This window comes from Hoylesella loescheii DSM 19665 = JCM 12249 = ATCC 15930 (genome assembly GCF_000378085.1).
Lineage (GTDB): Bacteria > Bacteroidota > Bacteroidia > Bacteroidales > Bacteroidaceae > Prevotella > Prevotella loescheii.
The window spans coordinates 39,179-61,520 of the sequence record NZ_KB899221.1 but is presented as its reverse complement, the minus strand read 5'-3'; the positions used below and the strand labels follow the sequence as shown (position 1 = coordinate 61,520).

The window sequence follows — 22,342 nt, the reverse complement described above, 5'->3', positions numbered from 1 at the left end:
GTGATGGTGCGTTTGTTACGCCAAGTCCGCGTTTAAAGGGATGTTATATAAATTCACGATTCAAAACAATCCAGTAAAGGGGGAGTTCCCAAATCTCTCTTTATCTTTCTTCAATTCCTCGATAGACGCTTTTAGTGCGGTAATCTTTTCTTCCGAGTCGCTTTGTTTCTTGCGTTCCAAGGCCACAACTGCTTCGGGGGCGTTGGCCACAAAGCGTTCGTTAGACAGTTTCTTTTTGATGCCGGCAAGGAAACCTTCGAGGTGCGTCAATTGCGCCTCTAGTTTACTAATCTTTGTTTCAAAGTCAATTAGATTGCCAATATGTACAACAAATTCGTGGGTTTCAACCATGAAAGTATAAGTTCCATTTGTTATAGGAGGCTCACTTGTAAAGCCTACATTGGCCATCTTTTCAATTAGACTTACATAGTCTTGCCAAATGTTTTCTTTGCCCATGTATCGTAGGTCGAACTTGTCTTTTGGGGACAATCGCTCTTGACTACGCATTGTTCTCACGCCACTGATAATCTGTTTGACTAATTCCATCTTGGCGTTCAGCTTATTGTCGGCCTCCGTGGGTGCATCTATTTTCAGGTATTGGCACATAATCGATTCGCCCTCTTTGCGTTCGGCGATGTGTTGCCACAGCTCTTCGGTAATGAAGGGCATGAAGGGATGCAGCATGTTGAGCAACGTTTCGAAGTAGCGCAACGTGGCGTTGTAGGTGTGGCTATCTATGGGTGAGCCGTAAGCAGGCTTCACCATTTCGAGATACCAGCTTGAGAACTCGTCCCAGAAAAGACGATATACCGCCATAAGAGCTTCCGAAATGCGGTACTTAGAGAACAAGTCGTTCAGTTCTTCGTTGGTTTGACGTAGCTTGGCTTCGAACCATTGACAGGCAATTCGGCTGGCTTTGGGTTGCGGTTGGTCGCTAACTTCCCAGCCCTTAACGAGCCTAAACGCGTTCCAAATTTTGTTGTTGAAGTTACGTCCTTGTTCGCATAGTGCCTCATCGAAAAGAATATCGTTGCCCGCAGGTGCCGAAAGCATCATGCCCATACGAACACCGTCGGCGCCATATTGCTCTATCAGTTCGATGGGGTCAGGCGAGTTGCCGAGCGATTTCGACATTTTGCGTCCCAATTTGTCGCGTACGATACCCGTGAAATACACGTTCTTGAAAGGCATTTTACCACGATATTCGTACCCAGCCATAATCATTCGGGCCACCCAGAAGAAAATAATGTCGGGTCCTGTTACAAGGTCGCTCGTGGGATAATAGTAGTTTATCTCCTCGTTATCGGGTTGGTTGATGCCGTTGAACACCGAGATGGGCCACAACCAAGACGAGAACCACGTGTCCAAACAGTCCTCATCTTGCTCCAAATCGGTAGCGGTGAGGGTGCTGCACACGGCTTTGGCCTTAGTGAGCGCTTCTTCGGCATTGAGCGCCACCACACATTCGCGCTTTCCTTTGGCCGTGAAATAATAGGCCGGGATGCGATGTCCCCACCACAACTGACGGCTGATACACCAGTCTTTGATGTTTTCTAGCCAGTGGCGATAGGTGTTTTTGTATTTTTGGGGATAGAAAGCGATGTCGTCGTCCATAACGGGTTGCAGCGCCAAGTCGGCAAAATGCTGCATTTTAAGGAACCATTGGGTAGACAGTTTCGGCTCGATGGGCACGTGTGTACGTTCTGAATAGCCCACCTTGTTGTTGTAGTCCTCGGTCTTTTCCATCAATCCAGCCGCTTCTAGATCGCTGGCGATTTGCTTGCGCACGTCCATGCGATCCATGCCAACGTACAAACCAGCCGCTTCGGATAGCGTACCGTTGTCGTTAAAGATGTCGATGGTGTCCAATCCGTGCTTCAATCCCAGGTTATGGTCGTTTATATCGTGTGCGGGAGTTACCTTCAAGCACCCCGTTCCAAACTCAATGTCCACGTAATCATCTTCAATCACGGGTATTTCGCGGCCTACCAGCGGCACGATAACATGCTTGCCTTTCAGCCAAGAGTTCTTCGGGTCGTTCGGATTGATGCACATGGCGGTGTCGCCCATAATCGTTTCGGGGCGTGTAGTGGCTACCACGGCGTATTTTCCTGGTTCTTCGACCACCATATATTTAAGGTAGAAGAGCTTGGAGTGCTCTTCCTTGTACACCACCTCTTCGTCGGAGAGTGCCGTTTGTGCTTGGGGGTCCCAGTTAACCATGCGAACGCCGCGGTAAATCAATCCCTTTTCGTAGAGATCGCAGAACACTTTGAGGACGCTTTCCGAGCGTTCGTCGTCCATGGTGAATGCCGTTCGGTCCCAATCGCACGATGCGCCCAGGCGTCTAAGCTGTTTAAGGATGATGCCACCGTGTTCGTGTGTCCAATCCCACGCGTGTTTTAGAAACTCGTTGCGGCTTAAATCCGTTTTCTTCACGCCCTTTTCGGCTAGCTTGGCCACCACTTTTGCCTCGGTGGCGATGGATGCGTGGTCGGTGCCAGGCACCCAACAGGCGTTCTTTCCCTCCATTCGTGCACGACGAACGAGGATGTCTTGTATCGTGTTGTTAAGCATGTGGCCCATGTGTAGCACGCCCGTTACGTTGGGCGGAGGGATAACCACGGTGTAAGGAGCCCTTCCGTCGGGCTTACTGGCAAAGAGTTTGTTGTCTAGCCAATATTGATACCATTTGGTTTCCACTTCTCTGGGGTCATACTTACTTGCTATTTCCATATCCTGTGTTAATGTTATAAAGTCTCACTTCGTGTGTACAGACTGCAAATTTACTAAAAAACATTGGATTAACGCCACGAAGTGGGGCGCTATTCTTTATATAATATGTGTGGTGGGGAGTTCCAATTCGTGTGCGCCAATCATGGCATTGAAGAGCATGATGCGTTGGAACGAGGCGAGAGAGGCTGGTGTAATCTGTGCTTCCGTTAGCTGGCCACGCTGTAAAAGCCATTGGCGCATGGTGCCATTTAGTAGCGGTTGGGCAGGCGTGACCCACTTATGTCCATCGAAGAAGGCCACGTTGGTAAACGAGGTGTCGGTAATCAGTCCGTTTTTAACGATAAGCACCTCGTCGCAACCATTGCGAAGAGCCAACAATCGGTCGAGTTCGTGGCGGTCGTTGCTTTTAAATGTGTAGCTGATATTGTTGTCTTCCACCATGCGAAGCCACTGTATTTCGCGGCGCTTGTATGTTTGGTACGTGGTATCGCATACCCCATCAGCGTCGTAAACCACTCTGGCCTTGATGCGTTCATCGCTTATTGGCGCATCATCGAGCCACTTTTGCAGGCTAATGGGTGTGGCATGTGGGGCAAAATGCATGCGCGTGGCGTTCATTCGTGCCTCGTGCAGGGACAGATTTATGGCTTTTCTGCCCTCAATCCTGATGGTTTCTACAAATTGGTGCATACACTTTTTCAATCACTTCGTGGTATTCGTCTTTCCAATTGCTCTTTGCCGTGATGCCGCCACCTGCCTTAAAGTACAGCTTACCGTCGTGTTGGTCGATAAACCTAATCATCACTGCACTATCCAATTCGCCGTTATCCCATCGCCCCATCACACCCGTATAGAAGTCGCGATGATAATTTTCGGCCTCGGCAATTGTCTCAACGGTTTTCTTTTTGGGTGCGCCCGTTATCGAACCAGCAGGCAATTGCGAAAAAATAACGTCGCCAGGGCGTTGCGTTAGGTGATGCATGAGTTGCCCTTTTATCTCCGAACTGGTTTGCAAAAGCGGTCCGCGGTGGGTGTTCAGCCGCTCCACGTATCGGTAACGCTCCACACGCACATTGCTGGCAACCATGCTTAGGTCGTTTCTAATAAGGTCTACGATGGTGGCATGTTCGGCGGCTTCTTTCTCATTGGCCAACAGTTGTTCGGCCGACAGTGGCGAAACGTCCTCGGCCGTGCCTTTCATCGGGTACGAATGAATCTCCCCTCGCGAAATCTTTACAAACGTTTCGGGCGAGAAACACACCAGCTTGTCTTTCATCCAAAGCCGATAACGCGCGTTGGCCGCATGGTAAAGGTCGAGCAATGAGAGGTTGGTTTGCAGCCCTACACGGCAAGTAAGGTTGGCCAGATAGCTGTTTCCGGCCAGCATGGCATTTCTAACGATGTTGAAACTATGCTGATATTCGGCTTCGGTGGGTGGTTCGATGCGCCATTCAATGTCGTTGTTGGTGGGGTGGGAGGTTTGTGTGGCGTTGCCTATACCGTTGAAACAATACTTCAATTCATTGGCATCCACCTCGCTTTCGGGTTCAACCACGGCGCGTTTGGCATCGTAATCTATAATGAAAAGAAAAGGCACGGCCTGCTCGGCCAAGTCATTCATGCGTTGTTTAGCCTCTTCCCGATTGTAAAAATTCATTTTTCTACTTGACGTTTTTGATGGTGTAAAAGTACGAATAAAATGTGAAATGCCGAAATGTAGCACTTTTATTCAACGTTACAGTTTATTTTTTATTATCTTTGCATCAGCAGAACGGCATTCGCCATGTAGCCTTTGGGGGTGGACGGCGTTTGCCAACACCAAACATATAGTATGCATACGAAAAAAGAAAAGATGGAAGCCTTTGGGCGATTGCTCGATGTGCTCGACGATTTGAGAGAGAAATGCCCGTGGGATAAGAAGCAAACCTTTGAAAGCCTGCGGCCGAATACGATAGAAGAAACATACGAACTGTGTGACGCTTTGGCTAAGAACGACATGAAAAATGTTTGTAAAGAACTGGGCGACGTATTGATGCACACCGCATTTTACGCCCTGTTGGCCAGCGAAAAGGGTGAGTTCGACATAGCCGACGTTTGCAACCAGGAGGCCGACAAGCTGATTTTCAGACATCCGCACATTTATGGTGACGTGCAAGCCGATAACGAAGAGCAGGTGTTGAAAAACTGGGAGCAGATAAAGTTGCAAGAAAAGGATGGTAACGAAACGGTGCTTTCGGGGGTGCCTGATGCGCTACCGAGTGTCATCAAGGCCTATCGCATACAAGATAAAGCACGAAACGTAGGTTTCGATTGGAAAGAAAAGAACGACGTTTGGGCGAAAGTGCGCGAAGAATTGGACGAGTTGGAAGCTGAACTGAAAAGAGAAGACAAGGAAAAATCTACCCAAGAGCTGGGCGATTTCTTGTTTAGCGTAATCAATGCAGCAAGACTTTACCACCTCAATCCCGACAACGCGTTGGAGCAAACCAACCAAAAGTTCATCCGAAGGTTCAACTATGTAGAGCAACATTCTATCAAGGTGGGCAAGCCACTGACAGAGATGACGCTCGAAGAGATGGACGAGCTGTGGAACGAAGCTAAGCGCGAAGAGAGAAAGATGAATTCGTAAGTCTCTGAGTTTCTAAATTTTTGAGTTTCTGATGCGTAGGTTTGACAGGCTAAAGGTTGTGAGCTCACCACCTCACACCTCAATAACTCATAAGCTCACCACCTCAATAGCTCTCCAACTTACAACTCAATAACTCATAAACTCACCACCTCAATAACTCGTAAACTTATAAACTCAATAACTCATAAACTCACCACCTCAATAACTCGTAAACTTATAAACTCAATAACTCATAAACTAAAAGTATAACCTATGGATAAGAGAATATCAACCATATTGTTCGCCATTGTGGCCGTTTTGTTCATTGTGGCCTGTGGCGATGGTAAGAAAAAGGACAACAAGCAGCAGTCGATTGCTACGATGGAGGAGAGCAAGGGCGACTCAACCGCTTATGGTGTGTGTGGCGTAAACACCGCTATGCATACCTTGGAGCTTGTTACCGTGCAAGGCGACACGATTAATTACCTTTTCGATGTTGACGATGCATCGGCCGTTAAGGGTGGATTGCTCGCTGGTGACAGGTTGGCCGTAGTGGGATATAAGAACGCTGATGGCGAGAACGAAGCCTCTCTGGTGCTCAACCTCACCACCCTGATGGGCAAATGGCGGAGCATAGACAAGCAATTCGAATTGATGGAAGACGGCACGGTGCTGTCGGCCGTGAAGGAAGAGTCGCAGCCTTGGACGTCGTGGAAGGTGTTCAACGGTCAGCTTGTGTTAAATAAAGATACCTTTACGGTGAATGCTCTGGGTGGCGACTCGCTTTACTTGGAGAACAAACACGGCATTTTCACCTTCACGCGACAAAAGTAACAGGGCCCTTGGAACCGTTTAAAGTGCACATCCTGGGCTGTGGCAGTGCGTTGCCTACATTGAAACACAACGCCACATCGCAGGTGGTAGACATCCGTGGGAAGCTGTTTATGATCGATTGCGGCGAGGGAACGCAGGTTCAACTGCGTCGTTCACGCATCCGTTTTACCAAAATCGGAGCAGTGTTTATCTCGCATCTGCATGGCGACCACTGCTTCGGACTCATCGGTATGATTTCCACTTTCGGCCTACTTGGTCGTACGGCAGCCTTGCATGTGTATGCTCCCGCCGAGCTAGGACCGATGCTTCGCACGCAGCTAGATTTCTTTTGCGGCGGCATCGAGTTCGAAGTGGTGTTTCATGCCATAGATACTACGGTGAAACAGGTGATTTACGAAGACAAGAGTCTTACCGTAGAGAGCATTCCTTTGGAACATCGAATTGCCTGTTGTGGCTTCCTTTTCCGCGAGAAAGGATTGTTGCCGCACATCCGTCGCGACATGATCGACTTCTATCGCATACCCATCAGCCAAATCAACAATATCAAGTTGGGGGCCGATTGGGTAGACGATGAAGGTCGAACGGTTTCCAATGAGCGCCTAGTTACGCCTGCCGACCCAGCCCGAGCATACGCCTATTGCAGCGATACACGCTATATGCCGCGGCTGCACGAGGTGGTACAAGGTGTCAACACCCTCTATCACGAAGCCACTTACGACAGTTCGATGGCCTCGCGAGCACGACTTTACTTCCATAGCACTGCCGAAGAGGCGGCCAAAGTGGCACGCGATGCAGGAGTGGGGAAGCTTGTTTTGGGCCATTACAGTGCCCGATACGAAGCCGAAGACATCTTGCTCGCTGAGGCTAAGACCATCTTCCCGAACACAATCTTGGCGCAAGAGGGGTTAGAAATAGATGTCTAAGGAGGATGGACAGAAGTGGCTAGTTGGATGGATTACGACTAGGCGAGGGCAGTGTGCTGGTTATCAGTTGGCTAGTTAACGAGTTAACGGCGGGTGTGAGCAGCGTATAAGTTGGCTAGTCGGTGACTTAATAGGTCACGAAGACAAAACCAACATCACTCATTAATTTGACAAAAGTGAATTGTTGTAACAGTATGTCCCCTTTAAAAACGTGCCTAATTCTCCCATTTTATTTCGGTTAGAGAACACAAATTCTTCGCCTTTGTTAAATAGTTTTAACGCAAACGCATTGCGCTAATTTAGCTTCTTGATTTACATCAAAATGTGCTATATTTGCAGATGAAACCAGAAAACATTCCGTATATGTCAAAGACGTTACTTACAATATTATTCGCAACCGCCCTATTGATGGGCAATCCACTCACATCGAGAGCCAATGCGGCACTCGAAATGATTGATAACGACTTCCAAAATGTCGTTATCAGCGTCACGGAGTCTACCATGCACGTTTCGGGAGCAGCAGGACAGATGCTTGCCATCTACGACTTGGCAGGCGTAAGGATAGCCTATTTCAAGATAGACAGTGCCGAAAAGCACTTCGATTTGGGGCTGCCAAAGGGTTGCTACATCGTAAAGGTGGGTAAGGTGGTACGTAAAATAGCCATCAGGTAATATCGTTCGTTAAAGTTCCGTGTGCCCGATGAGGGTATGTTAGGGCGTAGAAGCGTGGGGCAAAAACGCATGGGCGTGGGCCTATACCTTTCTAAATCGAAACAATTTTACGCAAGCCTGCTACGACATGCGCAATAAACACAAGGATAAAGGATATAAAGGGGCCGCACAAAACATCAGCGGCATTTCAATGAGATACATTCTAGAGTTAGGTAAGTCCTCTTCTATTTTAATAGGTAAGTTCTCTTCTTTGGTGCTTTTCATTTGTCTCTTCCTCGTCGCTTGTAACGAGAAAGGCTATGTTCAGCGTCCATTACCTTCGTTGGAAGCCGTCAACGACATGGCAAATCAATCTTTTCAGCTTGACGCCAACAAAATCAGACAACATCTTTATCGACTGGCGAAGGCCGACCGCGATTCTCTTGTGGCCGATGCACGTACCCGAAGGTATTACCGAGATGGTGGAAACCTGCTTTGGGTAGACCGATTTGGCACCGATACACGCGCCGATAGTCTGCTGGTTTACCTCGATGCGGTGGAAAATATGGGGTTTAGCAAACGGGTTTTTGGCGTTAAACAGATAGAACGCGACCTGCAACGGCTGCGCACACTCGATGTAGATACGGGCATACGCGACATCAATCGCGTAGCGGCACGCCTTGAATACAACCTCACCAAGGCATTTTTACGCTACACGGCAGGCCAACATTTCGGCTTTACCAATCCCACACAGATATTCAATCGTTTAGATATTCGCGAGCAAGATTCCGTTCGCACCACCTATCGTGGACTTTTCGACGTCCCCGTAAAGCGTCCCCCGAAAGATTTTTATCCCACAGCTTTGCGCAAGATATATAACGACTCGGTGGCTATTTTCCTACGCGAGTCGCAGCCCCAAAATGCACTTTACGCTCAATTGGTAAAGCATTTCAAAGGCAAAAGCTTGTCGGAGGTCGACCGTGTGCGACTACTCTGCAACATAGAGCGAAGCCGTTGGCGTCAAGACGATTATCCGCAAAACCATCGTAAGTATGTGTTGGTAAACGTTCCCTCGTTTCATCTCGATGCGATAGAGGGCGACAGCGTGCTCACCATGCGTATGGCTTGTGGCACTTTAGATACAAAGACGCCTTTGCTCAATAGCCATATCATGCGCATGGACGTAAATCCGCAATGGATTATTCCCCGAAGCATCATCAAGAAAGAGGTGATTGCCCATGCGGGAAACACCGACTATTTCGACCGTCACCGCTATTTCATCCTCAATCGATCTACGGGAAGGCGTGTCGATCCTTGCAGCGTGTCGGCTGGTATGTTGCTAACGCCCGACTATTTTGTCGTTCAAGAGGGTGGCGAAGGTAATTCGCTGGGCCGTATCGTGTTCCGATTCAACAACAATTTCTCCATTTTCATCCACGACACCTCGTCGAAATGGGCCTTCGAACGCGGAAATCGTGGCGTGTCGCATGGTTGCATTCGCGTTCAAAAGCCCTTCGAGTTGGCTGTGTTCCTGCTCAAAGATAAGGATAAATCACTGATCGATAAGATAAACTATTCGATGCAGGCCGACCTGTCGAAGCGCAAAGACGGCGAAGAACCTAAACCGCGCGTGGACTATCGGCGACTGGTTAACAGCGTGAAGGTAAACCCCAACGTTCCGCTTTTCATCACCTATTACACGCTTTATCCCGACATGGCAGGTCGGATTCAAACCTATGCCGACGTATATGGTTACGATCAGGTGCTTTATCGCTACCTGCGTAATTTCGCCATTTAGTCTCCGCTCAGGTCTTCCGCCTCCTCGTTCATCGGCATTTCACACTTTCTTCAATCATTTTTTGCACCAACGGCGTAATGACAGAATTAGACGAACAGCATTTGTTGCAGCGTTTGGCCAGCCCCGCAACCCGCCATGCAGCTTTCGAAGCCATGGTAAAGGCCTACGCCCAGCCGCTTTATTGGAAAATAAGGCGTATGGTGCTTGTGCATGAAGATGCCGACGACTTGGTGCAAAACGTGTTCTTGAAGGCTTGGAACGGACTAGACAACTTCAAACAGCAGTCAAAGCTCTCCACATGGCTTTATCGAATAGCCATCAACGAGGCACTAGATTTTCTTCGCAGGCAAAAAAATGCTCTCGCGTTGCAATCTCCCGCCGAACCCACTTTGACCCAAGAACTGCTCGCCGACGATTATTTTGATGGCGATGAAACCCAAGCCCGCTTTCAAGAGGCTATTGCCTCACTGCCCGATGTGCAACGAACGGTGTTCAACCTACGCTATTTCGACGAGATGAAATACGAGGAAATAAGCGTTATTCTCTCAACGAGCGTTGGGGCATTAAAGGCCAGTTACCATTTAGCCGTTAAGAAAATACGGAAAATAATGGATGCGGAATGAAGCGTTGAAACTATGTTTTGAAAAAGAATCTAGATAGAAAGAGTAATTTTGACATATTTGTAACCCAATAGGATGGTATAGAGCATGTATGAAATTATGATTCCACCAAAGCGGGGAATTATCAGAAAGTGCTTTGAAGCAGTATCATACATCTATACATAGAGGATTTAATAAGTTTATACCAATGAGAAACTTACTTATGTCGCTTATGGTAATCATACTTGTTTCGTGTGAATGCCACCACGAGACCTTTAGGATTGATAATGTCTCCATGCAGCCGATAGTCTTTACCGACTCGTTGGCTAATGGGAAACAATACTTTGTTATTGACTTCATTACAAGTTGGAGTGGTCCTAAACTAGTGCTTTTTGGCGGTGGCATAGAACCTGGTTTGAAGGGTATAGACGAGGAAATCAAGTCCATTGAAGTGCGCACACGGTCTGGAAGGCTCATCTCATCGTGTTTCAAGGGTTGGAAAACGGATATGGATGGCTTAATATCCGGTCAAGAGGAGAGTCATGGCTACTACTCTTCCCTTAATATTGCATCGCTTGTCCGCTCCATAAACAATGGCGAAAGGCAAAGTATAGGGATGAGAATTGGCATACCTCGCCTTTTTTATTTGTCTTCCAGTGATGAGCCATATACCATCACCATAAAGTTTCGGGATAGGCAAATTACATCGAAAGTTATTCAAATGAAGATGATTTATCGTGCCGACCAACCATTATCTGACCTTCCTTGATTTCGCTATGCATAAGGGTGAGTAACTGAATGAAGCAAGGAACGAATTTGGCTTTGTATAGAATGTATGTCAGATTATCCCCAATTTATGTCAGTATCATACCCGAAATGTTGTAAATGTTCAATGTCCTAAGTGGATGTTAGTTCTCACTTTACGATACCGCAACCTCCAAAGAACATCATGAAACCTATGTCTCAGCTTGTTTGCACTTAATAATCTGCTGACGTGAGAACTTTACTTGCGTGATGTTGGGTAAGACTTGGAGCATCGTTTTAATACCTCCCGCTTTTGTTCCACTAAGATGGACCCCTGTTCCAGATAAGTTGGAACAGTGTTCCAATTCAACTGGAATAGCATTCCAGATAATATGGAACAGCCGTCCAAAATACACTTAACGTGGCGATTAATGTAATAATGCATCGTCAGGGCTTAGAAAGCGCATTCTCGGAACTATGAAAATGTGAACGGCGGGAGGGTTAATTGGCGTGTTCGGGACAAGAAACCATGCCCACTGAACAAGATTGGACAGGTAGAGGAATGGCTTTCTCGCCAACTAGTGCCACGCAACAGTAGACATAACGATTGTGTTTTATCCCGAACTCGCGTAAATTGTTGGTTGTCGAAGGTCTTTAATCGTAGCTCATTCCTTCATTAGAAAGGGTTTGTATCATCCCAAAACGTTCTCTATATTTTTAGCTTCCTGATCTGTGAAATGTGGCTGCTCATTAATCTATATGCGTGTGAGGAGTTGGGGGCTTGTAAGAATGGAACGTTCTTTTATTATTTGGCAGCTGTTAATTTAAAGAAGTTAAATGCGGAGAACGTAACATCTTTACTAAATGTTAGCCCATACCTTTCCTACTTACTTGTGTTTGTTTGCAAGTTTTCTCTTGGCTTTCCACATAAAATAGAAGCCGATGGCAACGAGTGGTAGTGAAAGTATTTGCCCCATGTCTAGTGTCAAATGTTGTTCGAAATCTACTTGTACCTCTTTTATAAATTCGATAAAAAAACGGAAAGTAAATACAAGTGAGAGGCAATAGCCAAAGAAAAAGCCAGAGCCGATGGTTGTTTTCTTCTTGTGTTTTTTGTAGAGCAACACGCCTAAACAAAACACAATGGCATAGAAAATTGCCTCGTATAGCTGTGCCGGATGGCGTGGAAGAGCGTCTACACGAGTGAAAACAAAAGCCCAAGGCACGTCTGTTGTCTTGCCAATAATCTCCGAATTCATTAGGTTTCCAAGTCTAATGGCCATTGCTGTGAATGGGGCGGCAAAGCCTATGCAGTCTAACACAAACAGGTATTTCATCTTCATTTGTCGGCAATACAGGTATAATGCGATGAGAAGTCCTATGACGCCACCATGAGAAGCGAGTCCGGCATAGCCCGTATATCGCCACCCGCCATCGGAAAGAAAGTGGATGGGGAGGAACATCTCAACAAAATGTTTAAAGCTTCCTAAGAAATAGGTTGGCTCGTAAAACAGACAATGGCCTAAACGCGCACCTAACAGCACTCCAAAGAAAACGTAAATAAAGAGAGAAGCAAACTTGGAATCATCAATTTTGTTCTCCTTGAAGAGTCGCGCCACAATATACGTGGCGCCGATAAGTCCGATAGCCCACAACACGCCATACCATCGTATGGCATAAAAGCCTAGATTGATAATATCCGTAGGCGGATTCCAATGGATGTAGTTCATGTTTTGAGTTCGTGAGATTATTGTTTGAAGAATGATGGATTTTTTCTTGAAGAGTTATGGAGTTATGGGGTTAAGGGGGGTAAACCAAATGCTTGGTAGTTTGTGAATGAGTTGACGGGTTTACAAATAAACAAGTTAGCAAGGCCGTTTGTAACTCTGCCACCAAGCATTTGGCTTAACTCCTTAACTCCCTTATTTCTTAACTCCTAGATATATACTCCACGCCCCCACATCGTTTGCTACTTTGTGGGGGCGTGTTAATGCGTTTAAATCAGCGCTTATATCAGAAAGGCAGATCATCTGAGCTGTCTTCTGCGGGTGCTTCTTGTGCCGGAGGGAAGCCTGCGGGCGCAGCACTTGCAGTCTGCTGTGGTGGGAAACCCGCTGGTACAGCTGGTGCCGCTTGAGGCGCAGCAGCTGCGGGGGCACCGAATTGTGCAGGGTCTACCTGGCGAACATCGTATGCGCGGATGCTATTAAACCAGCGTCCTTGATATTCGTGTGCGTCGATGTCGAACGAAACCATTACCTCTTGGCCCACTTGCACGTTGAAACGTGCGATTCTATCGGCGCCAAATACCGAGAAAACCATCTTATGTGGATAAGCCTCGTGTGTTTCAATAACGTATTCTTGCACCTTCCATTCGCCCTTAGCAGATACTCCCGTCTTCTCGGGGAGTGCAGCAATGACTTTACCTTGTATGTCCATTGTCTTGTGTCCTTATATGTTTAATGTGATAATTAATATTTGTCGCTTTGCCGTTAGATTAGGGGTAAATGCCCAATTTAATCGGGAATGGCATCCCCCTTTTGTAGTGCGAAGATAGTGATTTTGTTCTGAAAACTAAACTTTTCAATCTTTTTTTTTGCTAATAGAGGCGATTTTAGTATTTTTGTACTTATAAATCCCATGTTGTGCAGGTCAACTTTTGGTTGTCTTGCCCAATGTGGCGTAACCATGCAATAAATTAAAAAACGATAGATACTGATGAAATTTTCAATCTCAAGTACGGCATTAAGTAGCAAATTACAAAACTTGGCCAAAACGCTAAGTGCTAAGCCGTCTTTGCCCATTCTCAACAACTTCCTTTTTGAGATAGTAGACGGTGTGCTGACGCTTACCACGAGCGACAGCGAAACAACGATGAAGGCCTCGATGCAGCTAGACGAAAGCGACAGCAACGGGCGTTTCACTGTGCCTAGTCGCACCATTCTCGATGCAACGCGCGAACTGCCCGACCAGCCTTTGCACTTCGACATCAACCTAGAAACCATGGCCGTGCAAATCACTTACCAAAACGGTGTGTACAACTTCACGGCTCAGACAGCCGAAGAATATCCTCGTAACAAGGAACTTGCTGCCGATGCGGCAAGCATACAGATGGAATCGGCGGTGTTGCTCAATAGCATTGTGCGCTCGCTCTTTGCAACAGGACAAGACGAATTGCGCCCCATCATGAACGGCATTTACTTCGATTTGAAGGAAGATGGACTTGCCATCGTGGCTACTGATGGGCATAAGCTGGTGAAAAGCAAAAACACCGCCATCCGCTCAGACGTTAAACGCTCTTTCGTATTGGCCAAGAAGCCTGCTTCGCTGCTGCGAAATATCCTCACGAAAGACAGTACGATGGTGGAAGTAAAGTTCGATGACCGCAATGCCGAGGTGCATTTCCCCAATGGAATGTTGTCGTGCCGACTGATTGAGGGTAACTATCCCAACTACGAATCGGTTATTCCGCAAGACAATCCTAACCAAATCACCCTCGATCGAAAAGGTTTGGTGAGCGTATTGCGTCGTGTATTGCCTTTCGCTAGCGAGAGCAGCCAGCTTATTCGCTTGCATGTGGAGCAGGGTTTGGTTGAACTGTCGTCGGAAGATATCGACTTTGCCACCAGTGCCAAAGAAAGCATGGTGTGCGATTACGTGGGCATCCCCATGAACATAGGCTTTAAAGGCGGTGCCTTGGGCGAGGTTCTTAACAACCTTGACAGCGACGACGTGATGGTGCAATTGGCCGATCCCAGTAAGGCGGCGTTGGTTTTGCCTGCCGTTCAGCCCGAAAATGAAGAGATTTTGATGCTCATCATGCCCATGATGCTTAACGATAATTGATGGGTTTAATCCATGAAGCAAACGGTGTCTAGGGGTGCACGACCTGTGTTGGCCACCCCATCGCATCCCCATTGACAAACTTACCAAGCAACAGTGTAAATGAAACTGAACTTAACCCGTCCGCTCATAGTCTTCGACTTGGAAACAACTGGGCTGGACTTGGTCAACGACCGCATTATACAAATATCGTATATCAAGGTTTACCCCGATGGAAAGGAGGAGCGGGAAAATCTCTTTGTTTATCCAGGAAAGCCCATTCCCGACGAGGTTAGCGAGCTAACGGGCATCACAACCGACTTGGTGGAAGATGCTCCGACATTCGAAGAGCTCGCGCCACGCCTTAACGAGGTGTTCAAAGGTTGCGACTTTGCGGGCTTTAACTCCAACCATTTCGACATTCCTATGCTTGCCGAGGAGTTCTTACGTGCCGAAATAGATTTCGATTTCTCGTCGGTGCGACTTATCGATGCACAAACCATCTTCCATAAGATGGAAAAACGCAATCTTGCCGCAGCCTACAAGTTTTACTGTGGACGAAAGATGGAGGAAGACTTTGCCGCCCATCGGGCCGATCAAGATGCTGAGGCCACTTATCGCGTGCTGTTAGGAGAGCTTGAAAAGTATTCGGAAGCCAATCAAGAAGAGGCTGAACGCGTGCTGCCTAACGATATGGACTATCTCGCGGAGTTCTCCAAGAACAACGACAACGTAGACTTTGCAGGCCGAATAGTGTGGCGACCCGTGCTCGACGCTAATGGGAAAGAGACGCTTGACGACAAGGGGCAGGTTATAAAGAAAGAGTACTTTAACTTTGGGAAGTATAAGGGTTGTGCGGTAGACGAGGTTTTGCAGCGCGATCCTGGCTATTATAGCTGGATGATTCAGGCTGATTTCACCAACAACACCAAACAAGTGCTCACCCGTATCAGGTTAAAGGGTTTTGGCGGCCGCTAATATCGGTCTGCCTTTTAAAAGCTTCAGCAACACATGTTGAAAGGAAAGAAAATCGTATTGGGCATTACAGGCAGCATCGCCGCCTACAAGGCCTGTCTTATTCTGCGTCTGCTGATAAGGCAAGGGGCAGAAGTTCAGGTGGTGATAACCGATGCCGGTAAGCAGTTTATCACGCCCGTTACCCTCTCTGCATTGAGTGGCAAACCTGTAGTGAGCGAGTTTTTCACGGCGAACGATGGTACATGGCATTCGCATGTCGACCTAGGTATCTGGGCCGACGCCATGCTTATTGCCCCCTGCACAGCCAGTTCGCTGGGCAAGATGGTTCACGGCATTGCCGATAACATGCTTATCACCACCTATCTCTCGATGAAAGCCCCCGTGTTTGTGGCGCCAGCCATGGACTTAGACATGTATGCCCATCCCTCAACGCAGGCCAATTTAGATCGGCTTAAGCAGGTGGGAAACGTCATTATCGAACCGCAGACGGGTTTTTTGGCTAGTGGATTGGAGGGCAAAGGTCGTATGGAAGAACCCGAAAACATCGTGGCCGCACTGGAAAAATACTTTGAAGGCACGGTTAACGACCATACTTCCGCACCCCAAAGACAGCTGGCGGGTCAGAAAGTGCTGATTACGGCCGGTCCGACTTACGAGAAGATAGACCCCGTGCGCTTTATCGGCAATTACTCTTCGGGAAAGATGGGGTTCGCCCTAGCCGAAGAATGTAGCCGAAGAGGTGCTGAAGTGGTGCTTGTTGCCGGGCCCGTAAACTTGCAATCCTCGGCAAACATTAGGCGTATCGACGTAGAAAGTGCCGACGAAATGCATGCCGCTTGCCTCAGCGAGTTTGCCAATGCCAATGCCGCCATATTGTGTGCGGCCGTGGCCGACTTTAAACCAGCTACCATTGCTGCACAAAAGATAAAGCGCGAAGGTAATAAGCTTACCCTAGAACTTACCTCAACGCACGATATTGCAGCGGCTTTGGGTAGGGAGAAAAAAAGAAATCAGGTGCTGGCTGGCTTTGCTTTGGAAACCAATAACGAGGAAGCGAACGCACAAAAGAAGCTCGAAAGCAAGAACTTAGACTTCATTGTGCTGAATTCGCTACGTAACGAGGGCACTTGTTTTGGCACAGACAATAACATGGTAAACATTATTTCGGCGACTGATAATAGGCAGTTTGGCCTTAAGTCGAAGGCTGAAGTGGCTAAGGATATCGTTGATTACCTGTGCGAAAGGATGGAGGAAAGGTGAAAAGGTTAAAAAGGTGATAAGGTGAAAAAATGGCTAACGCCCACAATGCATAGGCTAGATTCCATAACTAAGTATTAGTTGACGAGTTGACGTGTTAACGAGGAAGCCATCATTTTGCAACAAGACATTTGGCTTAACTTCTTTATTCCTTAACTCCATAACTCCTATATATAATAAGGTGTATTTGCAAATGAAGATAAAAATTGCGTTTTTGTTGGGCTTACTGATGGTTTGCCGTGGCGCGTTCGCACAAGAGTTGCGGGCGAGAGTCACTGTGAACGCTAGTCAGGTGCAAACCACCGAAACGGCAGTGTTCGATAATTTGCAGCAAGCCATAGAGCAGTTTGTGAACAACCGACAATGGACACATCTGCAATTTAGGGAGAACGAGCGCATCGTTTGCAACTTCAACATCACCATACAACAGTATAATCGCGAGGAAAATCGCTTCACCTGTAAGGCCCTGATACAGGCAAACAGACCCGTATACAACGCCTCTTACTCATCGGTTTTGTACAACAACACCGACAACGATTTTAATTTCGACTATTCGCAGTTCGACCAATTGGAACTGAACGAAGACAATCTCTCCAACCAACTCACAGCCCTGCTGGCCTATTATGCCTATCTCATCATCGGGTTAGACCTTGATAGCTTTGCGCCTATGGGTGGAGAGGATGTTCTTCAACGCTGTATGACCCTCGTAAACAATGCCCAAAATTTGCCGTTTGCGGGTTGGAAATCGTTTGACAACGACCGAAACCGCTTTGCCATCATCAACGACTATCTTGATGGACGTATGCAACCCTTCCGCCAATTGCAGTACGATTATTACCGAAAGGGCTTGGACGAGATGGTGAACAATGCCGAACGAGGACGCGTGAACATAACCACAGCATTGGAAGAGGGACTGAAACGCAGCAAGGAGAATAAGCCACTGAGCTTGTTTCCACAGATATGGACCGACTATAAGCGCGACGAGCTGGTGCAAGTATACCAAGGTAAGGGCACACAAAAAGAGAAACAAGCCGTGTACGACCTGCTGTTTAAAATCAATGCAAGCCAAAACAACGCTTGGGAGAAAATAAAAGAATGACATGCTAACACAACTATATATTAAGAATTTCGCACTTATCGACGAACTCGATATGGACTTTCGTTCGGGATTTTCGGTGATAACGGGCGAAACGGGAGCAGGAAAGAGCATCATACTTGGTGCTCTTGGTCTGGTTATGGGTCAACGGGCCGACGTGAAAAGCATTAAGCATGGAGCCGAGAAATGTACTGTAGAGGCGCATTTCAACATTGCCCATTATGAGTTAGAGCCCTTTTTCGAGAGCAACGAGCTAGACTACGATGCCAGCGACTGCATCATACGTCGCGAGATAAGCGCTTCGGGTAAGAGCCGCGCATTTATTAACGATGCTCCTGCACCACTAACGTTGGTGAAAGAATTGGGCGAACGTCTTATCGACATTCATAGTCAGCACCAAAACCTGTTGTTGAACAAGGAAGATTTTCAGCTTAACGTTATCGACCTTATTGCCCAAAACTCCGCCCAATTGGCCGAGTACACCGAGTCATACGATAAATATAAGGTAGCCGAGAAAGAACTGCGGCAGCTGGAAGAACTTATCAGTGGCAACAAAGAACGCGAAGACTACCTGCGTTTTCAGCATACCGAGCTAGAAGAAGCCAAACTGGAAGATGGCCAGCAGGAAGCTTTGGAACAAGAATCGGAGATGATGTCGCACGCCGAAGATATTAAGGCTGCCCTTTATCAGGCTGTTGAAGGAATCGATGGAGAGAGCAACAGCATGCTGGGAAACCTACATACGTATGTGGGTAAGCTGCACGACATCGAAGATATATATCCCAACGTAAAAGAATTGGCCGAGAGATTGGACAACTGTTATATCGAACTGAAAGACATTGTACAAGACCTAGGCTCGCAGGTAGAGGACGTTGACTTCGACCCGCAACGTCTTGACGAGATAACTCAACGACTAAACATCATCTATTCGCTGCAAAAGAAGTACCGATTAGATAGCGTGGCGGAGCTTATTGCCATGCACAACGACATCAAACAACAGCTGCAACACATCGACAACGGTGATGCCGACTTGGACGAATGCCGAAAGAAGATGGAGAGATTGCTGGCTGTTTGCACCGCCAAAGCCGAAAAACTAACCACTATCCGCCAAAAGAGTGCGCAACAGATAGAGCAACAGTTGAAGGCTATGCTGATGGAATTGGGTATCCCCAAGGTGCAGTTCCAGATCGTGTTGAGTGCCAAAGAACTTTCGCCCAACGGCTGCGACAAGGTTTCTTTCTTGTTTAGTGCCAACACCAACACGGCCTTGCAGCCAGTAAGTCAGGTGGCTTCGGGTGGTGAAATAGCTCGAGTGATGCTCTCGTTAAAAGCAATGATCAGCAATGCGGTTAAGTTGCCCACCATCATCTTTGACGAAATAGATACTGGCGTTAGTGGAAGAGTGGCCGAAAAGATGGCCAACATCATGGCCGACATGGGCAAGACTGATCGTCAGGTGATTGCCATTACCCACTTGCCACAGATTGCCGCGCTGGGTACGACCCATTATATGGTGTCAAAAGAAGAAACCGACCAAGGCACGGTAAGCCACATGACTTTGCTTGAACCTAGCGAACGCATTGACGAAATTGCCAAGATGCTGAGCGGAAGCGACGTGTCGGCTGCGGCTATAGATAACGCCAAGACATTACTTGGTATACAATGAAAATACAAGAACAGTAATATATGAAATCAGTTTTCTTATCCCTGCTCTTCACATTCTTTGCCCTCGGTGCGCAGGCACAGTCGGCCAATGTGCAGAAAGTTTCGAAATCGGTGTTCAGTCTCACCACCTTTAAGAAAGACGGAAGCCTCCTTGCTTCGGGTAGAGGTGTGTTCGTGGGGGCTCATGGCGAGGCAGTGAGCACCTGGACTCCCTTTATTGGGGCCGACAGTGCTATCGTGATAGACGCTAATGGTAACAAGCACACCGTGGATGTGATATATGGGGCGAGCGAGGTTTACGACCTTTGTAAGTTCAAGGTGAATGCCATCACCACGCCTGCACCTGTTGCTAAGGCGCAATCGGCTGTTGGATCACGCGCTTGGCTTGTGCAGTATTCCACGGGAAGAGCACAAACAAACGCGCTAAAAGTGAAGAAAGCCGAGCCGTTTATGACCGACTGTCACTTCTATCAATATGATGGTCAGCCCGAAAACATACACGTAGGTTGTCCTGTTGCCAACGAAAAAGGTGAGGTTATGGGGCTGTTGCAGTACTCAAAACTTAGTGGCGACTACAATTCCGTTGACGTTCGATTTGCTGAAACGTTCAAAACAACAGGGCTTTCGGTAAACGAGCCTATCTTGAAACAAACCACCATACGTATGGCTTTGCCCGATAAGCAAGACCAAGCACTGCTTATGTTGATGCTCGAAGCAGGTCAAACCTCGGCCTCGCGCTACCAACGCTATGTGGAAGATTTCATCCATAAGTTTCCAAAATCGGTTGAAGGTTACGTTTCGCAAGCAGAGTTTTATCTTGCCCGAAACGACTTTGGCAAGGCAAACGCCACCATGCAGACGGCCTTGAACATGGCAGATAAGAAAGATGAGGCACACTATAACTTGGCCAAACTGATCTATCAAAAGGAAGTGAAGCAAGGAAATATGCCCTATCCGCAGTGGAACTTGGACCTTGCCTTGGCCGAAACGAACAAGGCTTACGCCCTTAATCCGCTGCCATTGTACAAACATTTGGAGGCGCAGATTATCTATTTTAAGGGCGAATATGCCAAAGCCTACGATCAGTTTATGGCTCTGACGAAGACCAACCTTCGCAATGGCGAACTATATTACGAGGCAGCGCAATGCAAACAGCAACTAAAAGCACCCTTCAAAGAAATTTTGACCTTGCTCGACAGTGCTGTAACGGCCCAAGATATAAGTCTCTCCGCTCCATACGTGTTGGCTCGTGGCACGGCTTTGCATGCTGCGCAGCAATACAAAAAGGCTATGGCCGACTATAATCGCTATGATACCTTGATGCTTGGGCGCGCCTCGCACGACTTCTATTATACGCGTGCGTTATGCGAAGTGCAGCTGCGTCAGTTCCAACAGGCATTGAACGACTTTGCACATGCCATCGTACTGAATCGTGAAGAGCCTACTTACTATGCCGAATTGGCCCAATTGCAATTGCGCGTTAACCAAAAGGAAGATGCTGTTGTCACAGCCGATATGGGTTTGCGCGTTGCTCCCAACTATCCCGACCTTTATCTTATTAAGGGTTTGGCCTTGGTAAACGACAACAAAAAGGCTGAGGGCTTGGCGGCATTAAACAAGGCTAAGGAGCTAGGCGACACACGTGCCGACGATCTGATAAAGAAATATAAGTAGCGAACGAACATGGGGTGGGATGCGTAGAGGCCAGCACAGGGTAGGCAAACAAGCCTTTCTCTGTACGCTCATCCGCATCAACAACACCTCACCCCACGAACTTTCGCCCACAACGAACAAACCCCGGACCGCATCTGTAGCAGTCCTTCATTGCATAATGGAACAACAATATCCCTCCGCACTCTTAGAAAAAGCCGTTTCCGAATTTAGCCGACTTCCTGGCATAGGACGTAAAACAGCTCTTCGGTTGGTGCTGCATTTGCTGAAAACACGTGTTGAGGACGTGGAGTCTTTTTCCTCATCCATTCTCAACGTGCGTAAAGACATTAAGTATTGTCGGCTTTGCCACAACATCAGCGACACCGAAACGTGCGCCATCTGCGCCAATCCGCGACGCGATGCAGCCACCATCTGTGTGGTAGAAAACATCCAAGACGTGATGGCCATTGAGAATACGCAGCAATACAACGGCCTATATCATGTGCTGGGCGGTGTTATTTCGCCCATGGATGGTGTAGGTCCGAACGATATCGAGATAACTTCGCTGGTTGAACGAGTGGCAAATGGCGGTGTGACCGAAGTGATATTGGCACTGAGCAGCACCATGGAGGGCGATACCACCAACTATTACATCTCGCGAAAGATTGCCCCTTATAAGGTGAAAACTAGTGTTATCGCCCGTGGCATCTCTGTGGGCGACGAGATAGAATATACCGATGAGGTGACGCTTGGTCGTTCTATCCTCAACCGAACATCAATGGGAGAAACGTAAAAGGTTTAAGTTTCTGAGTTTGTAAATTCGTGAGGTTATGAGCTTTTAAGTTCGTGAGTTTTTAAGTTGGTAAGTTTATGAGTTTTTAAGTTGGTAAGTTTATGAGTCCTTCTTTCTCTGAACGCCTCTCAAGTTGAACGTTCGTAACGTTTAGTTTGCGATGAATGCGATAAAACCCGTTAACT

Annotated in this window: 19 protein-coding genes; 14 read left to right on the top strand and 5 right to left on the bottom strand. The window is 47.5% G+C overall.

The features are described from left to right. Positions 1–60 precede the first annotated feature (60 nt). The 3 genes from F453_RS0111470 to F453_RS0111460 all read right to left on the bottom strand — a co-directional run bounded on the left by F453_RS0111470 (position 61) and on the right by F453_RS0111460 (position 4,393). Positions 61–2,736, bottom strand: coding sequence for a valine--tRNA ligase (locus F453_RS0111470; protein ID WP_018968142.1), 2,676 nt, complete (start codon positions 2,734–2,736; stop codon positions 61–63). Positions 2,737–2,832: 96 nt separating this feature from the next. Next, positions 2,833–3,426, bottom strand: a complete 594-nt coding sequence (locus F453_RS0111465) for an aminotransferase class IV (protein ID WP_018968141.1) — start codon at positions 3,424–3,426, stop codon at positions 2,833–2,835. Next, positions 3,395–4,393: an aminodeoxychorismate synthase component I gene (locus F453_RS0111460; RefSeq protein WP_018968140.1), complete on the bottom strand. Its 999-nt coding sequence runs from the start codon at positions 4,391–4,393 to the stop codon at positions 3,395–3,397. The genes F453_RS0111465 and F453_RS0111460 overlap by 32 nt, the downstream gene beginning before the upstream one ends. A gap of 174 nt (positions 4,394–4,567) precedes the next feature. On the opposite strand from F453_RS0111460, the gene mazG reads away from it, so the two are divergent. From mazG to F453_RS0111425, 7 genes are all read left to right on the top strand, one after another. After that, complete coding sequence (gene mazG, locus F453_RS0111455) at positions 4,568–5,365, top strand: nucleoside triphosphate pyrophosphohydrolase (RefSeq protein WP_018968139.1); 798 nt, start codon at positions 4,568–4,570, stop codon at positions 5,363–5,365. Between the two features lie 252 nt (positions 5,366–5,617). Further along, a complete protein-coding gene (locus tag F453_RS0111450; protein WP_018968138.1) occupies positions 5,618–6,178 on the top strand; it encodes a lipocalin-like domain-containing protein in 561 nt (186 codons plus the stop codon). Between the two features lie 8 nt (positions 6,179–6,186). After that, positions 6,187–7,101, top strand: a complete 915-nt coding sequence (locus F453_RS0111445) for a ribonuclease Z (RefSeq protein ID WP_018968137.1) — start codon at positions 6,187–6,189, stop codon at positions 7,099–7,101. A 363-nt stretch (positions 7,102–7,464) separates the two neighbouring features. Further along, positions 7,465–7,773 carry a T9SS type A sorting domain-containing protein gene (locus tag F453_RS0111440; RefSeq protein WP_025790072.1) on the top strand — a complete coding sequence of 103 codons (309 nt, stop codon included), beginning with the start codon at positions 7,465–7,467 and terminating at the stop codon, positions 7,771–7,773. Between the two features lie 190 nt (positions 7,774–7,963). Beyond that, positions 7,964–9,550, top strand: a complete 1,587-nt coding sequence (locus tag F453_RS0111435; RefSeq protein ID WP_508601780.1) for a L,D-transpeptidase family protein — start codon at positions 7,964–7,966, stop codon at positions 9,548–9,550. Between the two features lie 77 nt (positions 9,551–9,627). After that, positions 9,628–10,173 carry an RNA polymerase sigma factor gene (locus F453_RS0111430; protein ID WP_018968134.1) on the top strand — a complete coding sequence of 182 codons (546 nt, stop codon included), beginning with the start codon at positions 9,628–9,630 and terminating at the stop codon, positions 10,171–10,173. A gap of 184 nt (positions 10,174–10,357) precedes the next feature. Further along, on the top strand, positions 10,358–10,918 hold the full coding sequence (locus F453_RS0111425) for a hypothetical protein (protein WP_018968133.1): 561 nt from the start codon (positions 10,358–10,360) through the stop codon (positions 10,916–10,918). Positions 10,919–11,780: 862 nt separating this feature from the next. On the opposite strand, the gene lgt is transcribed toward F453_RS0111425, so the two are convergent. After that, positions 11,781–12,623 (bottom strand): prolipoprotein diacylglyceryl transferase, encoded by an 843-nt coding sequence (lgt, locus tag F453_RS0111420; protein ID WP_018968132.1) that lies wholly within the window; start codon positions 12,621–12,623, stop codon positions 11,781–11,783. 283 nt (positions 12,624–12,906) lie between these two features. Further along, positions 12,907–13,332, bottom strand: coding sequence for a DUF3127 domain-containing protein (locus F453_RS0111415; protein WP_018968131.1), 426 nt, complete (start codon positions 13,330–13,332; stop codon positions 12,907–12,909). A 279-nt stretch (positions 13,333–13,611) separates the two neighbouring features. Here F453_RS0111415 and dnaN point away from each other — a divergent pair, with 279 nt between their 5' ends. The 7 genes from dnaN to recR all read left to right on the top strand — a co-directional run bounded on the left by dnaN (position 13,612) and on the right by recR (position 22,157). Then, on the top strand, positions 13,612–14,739 hold the full coding sequence (dnaN, locus tag F453_RS0111405; RefSeq protein WP_018968129.1) for a DNA polymerase III subunit beta: 1,128 nt from the start codon (positions 13,612–13,614) through the stop codon (positions 14,737–14,739). A 99-nt stretch (positions 14,740–14,838) separates the two neighbouring features. After that, positions 14,839–15,693, top strand: coding sequence for a 3'-5' exonuclease (locus F453_RS0111400; protein WP_018968128.1), 855 nt, complete (start codon positions 14,839–14,841; stop codon positions 15,691–15,693). Between the two features lie 33 nt (positions 15,694–15,726). Beyond that, complete coding sequence (gene coaBC / locus F453_RS0111395) at positions 15,727–16,953, top strand: bifunctional phosphopantothenoylcysteine decarboxylase/phosphopantothenate--cysteine ligase CoaBC (protein WP_018968127.1); 1,227 nt, start codon at positions 15,727–15,729, stop codon at positions 16,951–16,953. A gap of 190 nt (positions 16,954–17,143) precedes the next feature. Further along, complete coding sequence (gene porD / locus F453_RS0111390) at positions 17,144–18,049, top strand: type IX secretion system protein PorD (protein WP_018968126.1); 906 nt, start codon at positions 17,144–17,146, stop codon at positions 18,047–18,049. 1 nt (position 18,050) lies between these two features. Continuing rightward, a complete protein-coding gene (recN, locus tag F453_RS0111385) occupies positions 18,051–19,712 on the top strand; it encodes a DNA repair protein RecN (protein ID WP_018968125.1) in 1,662 nt (553 codons plus the stop codon). A 20-nt stretch (positions 19,713–19,732) separates the two neighbouring features. After that, a complete protein-coding gene (locus tag F453_RS0111380; RefSeq protein ID WP_018968124.1) occupies positions 19,733–21,385 on the top strand; it encodes a trypsin-like peptidase domain-containing protein in 1,653 nt (550 codons plus the stop codon). Between the two features lie 157 nt (positions 21,386–21,542). Next, positions 21,543–22,157, top strand: coding sequence for a recombination mediator RecR (recR, locus tag F453_RS0111375; RefSeq protein ID WP_018968123.1), 615 nt, complete (start codon positions 21,543–21,545; stop codon positions 22,155–22,157). Positions 22,158–22,342 lie beyond the last annotated feature (185 nt).

Excerpts from the sequence above, each read along its gene's own strand:
- lgt (WP_018968132.1), bottom strand. The coding sequence starts at position 12,623 with ATGAACTACATCCATTGGAATCCGCCTACGGATATTATCAATCTAGGC.
- dnaN (WP_018968129.1), top strand. The coding sequence starts at position 13,612 with ATGAAATTTTCAATCTCAAGTACGGCATTAAGTAGCAAATTACAAAAC.
- recN (WP_018968125.1), top strand. The coding sequence starts at position 18,051 with ATGCTAACACAACTATATATTAAGAATTTCGCACTTATCGACGAACTC.
- F453_RS0111415 (WP_018968131.1), bottom strand. The coding sequence starts at position 13,332 with ATGGACATACAAGGTAAAGTCATTGCTGCACTCCCCGAGAAGACGGGA.
- F453_RS0111450 (WP_018968138.1), top strand. The coding sequence starts at position 5,618 with ATGGATAAGAGAATATCAACCATATTGTTCGCCATTGTGGCCGTTTTG.
- F453_RS0111400 (WP_018968128.1), top strand. The coding sequence starts at position 14,839 with ATGAAACTGAACTTAACCCGTCCGCTCATAGTCTTCGACTTGGAAACA.
- F453_RS0111425 (WP_018968133.1), top strand. The coding sequence starts at position 10,358 with ATGAGAAACTTACTTATGTCGCTTATGGTAATCATACTTGTTTCGTGT.
- F453_RS0111440 (WP_025790072.1), top strand. The coding sequence starts at position 7,465 with ATGTCAAAGACGTTACTTACAATATTATTCGCAACCGCCCTATTGATG.
- F453_RS0111380 (WP_018968124.1), top strand. The coding sequence starts at position 19,733 with ATGAAATCAGTTTTCTTATCCCTGCTCTTCACATTCTTTGCCCTCGGT.
- recR (WP_018968123.1), top strand. The coding sequence starts at position 21,543 with ATGGAACAACAATATCCCTCCGCACTCTTAGAAAAAGCCGTTTCCGAA.
- F453_RS0111465 (WP_018968141.1), bottom strand. The coding sequence starts at position 3,426 with ATGCACCAATTTGTAGAAACCATCAGGATTGAGGGCAGAAAAGCCATA.
- coaBC (WP_018968127.1), top strand. The coding sequence starts at position 15,727 with ATGTTGAAAGGAAAGAAAATCGTATTGGGCATTACAGGCAGCATCGCC.
- porD (WP_018968126.1), top strand. The coding sequence starts at position 17,144 with ATGAAGATAAAAATTGCGTTTTTGTTGGGCTTACTGATGGTTTGCCGT.
- mazG (WP_018968139.1), top strand. The coding sequence starts at position 4,568 with ATGCATACGAAAAAAGAAAAGATGGAAGCCTTTGGGCGATTGCTCGAT.
- F453_RS0111460 (WP_018968140.1), bottom strand. The coding sequence starts at position 4,393 with ATGAATTTTTACAATCGGGAAGAGGCTAAACAACGCATGAATGACTTG.
- F453_RS0111430 (WP_018968134.1), top strand. The coding sequence starts at position 9,628 with ATGACAGAATTAGACGAACAGCATTTGTTGCAGCGTTTGGCCAGCCCC.
- F453_RS0111435 (WP_508601780.1), top strand. The coding sequence starts at position 7,964 with ATGAGATACATTCTAGAGTTAGGTAAGTCCTCTTCTATTTTAATAGGT.
- F453_RS0111470 (WP_018968142.1), bottom strand. The coding sequence starts at position 2,736 with ATGGAAATAGCAAGTAAGTATGACCCCAGAGAAGTGGAAACCAAATGG.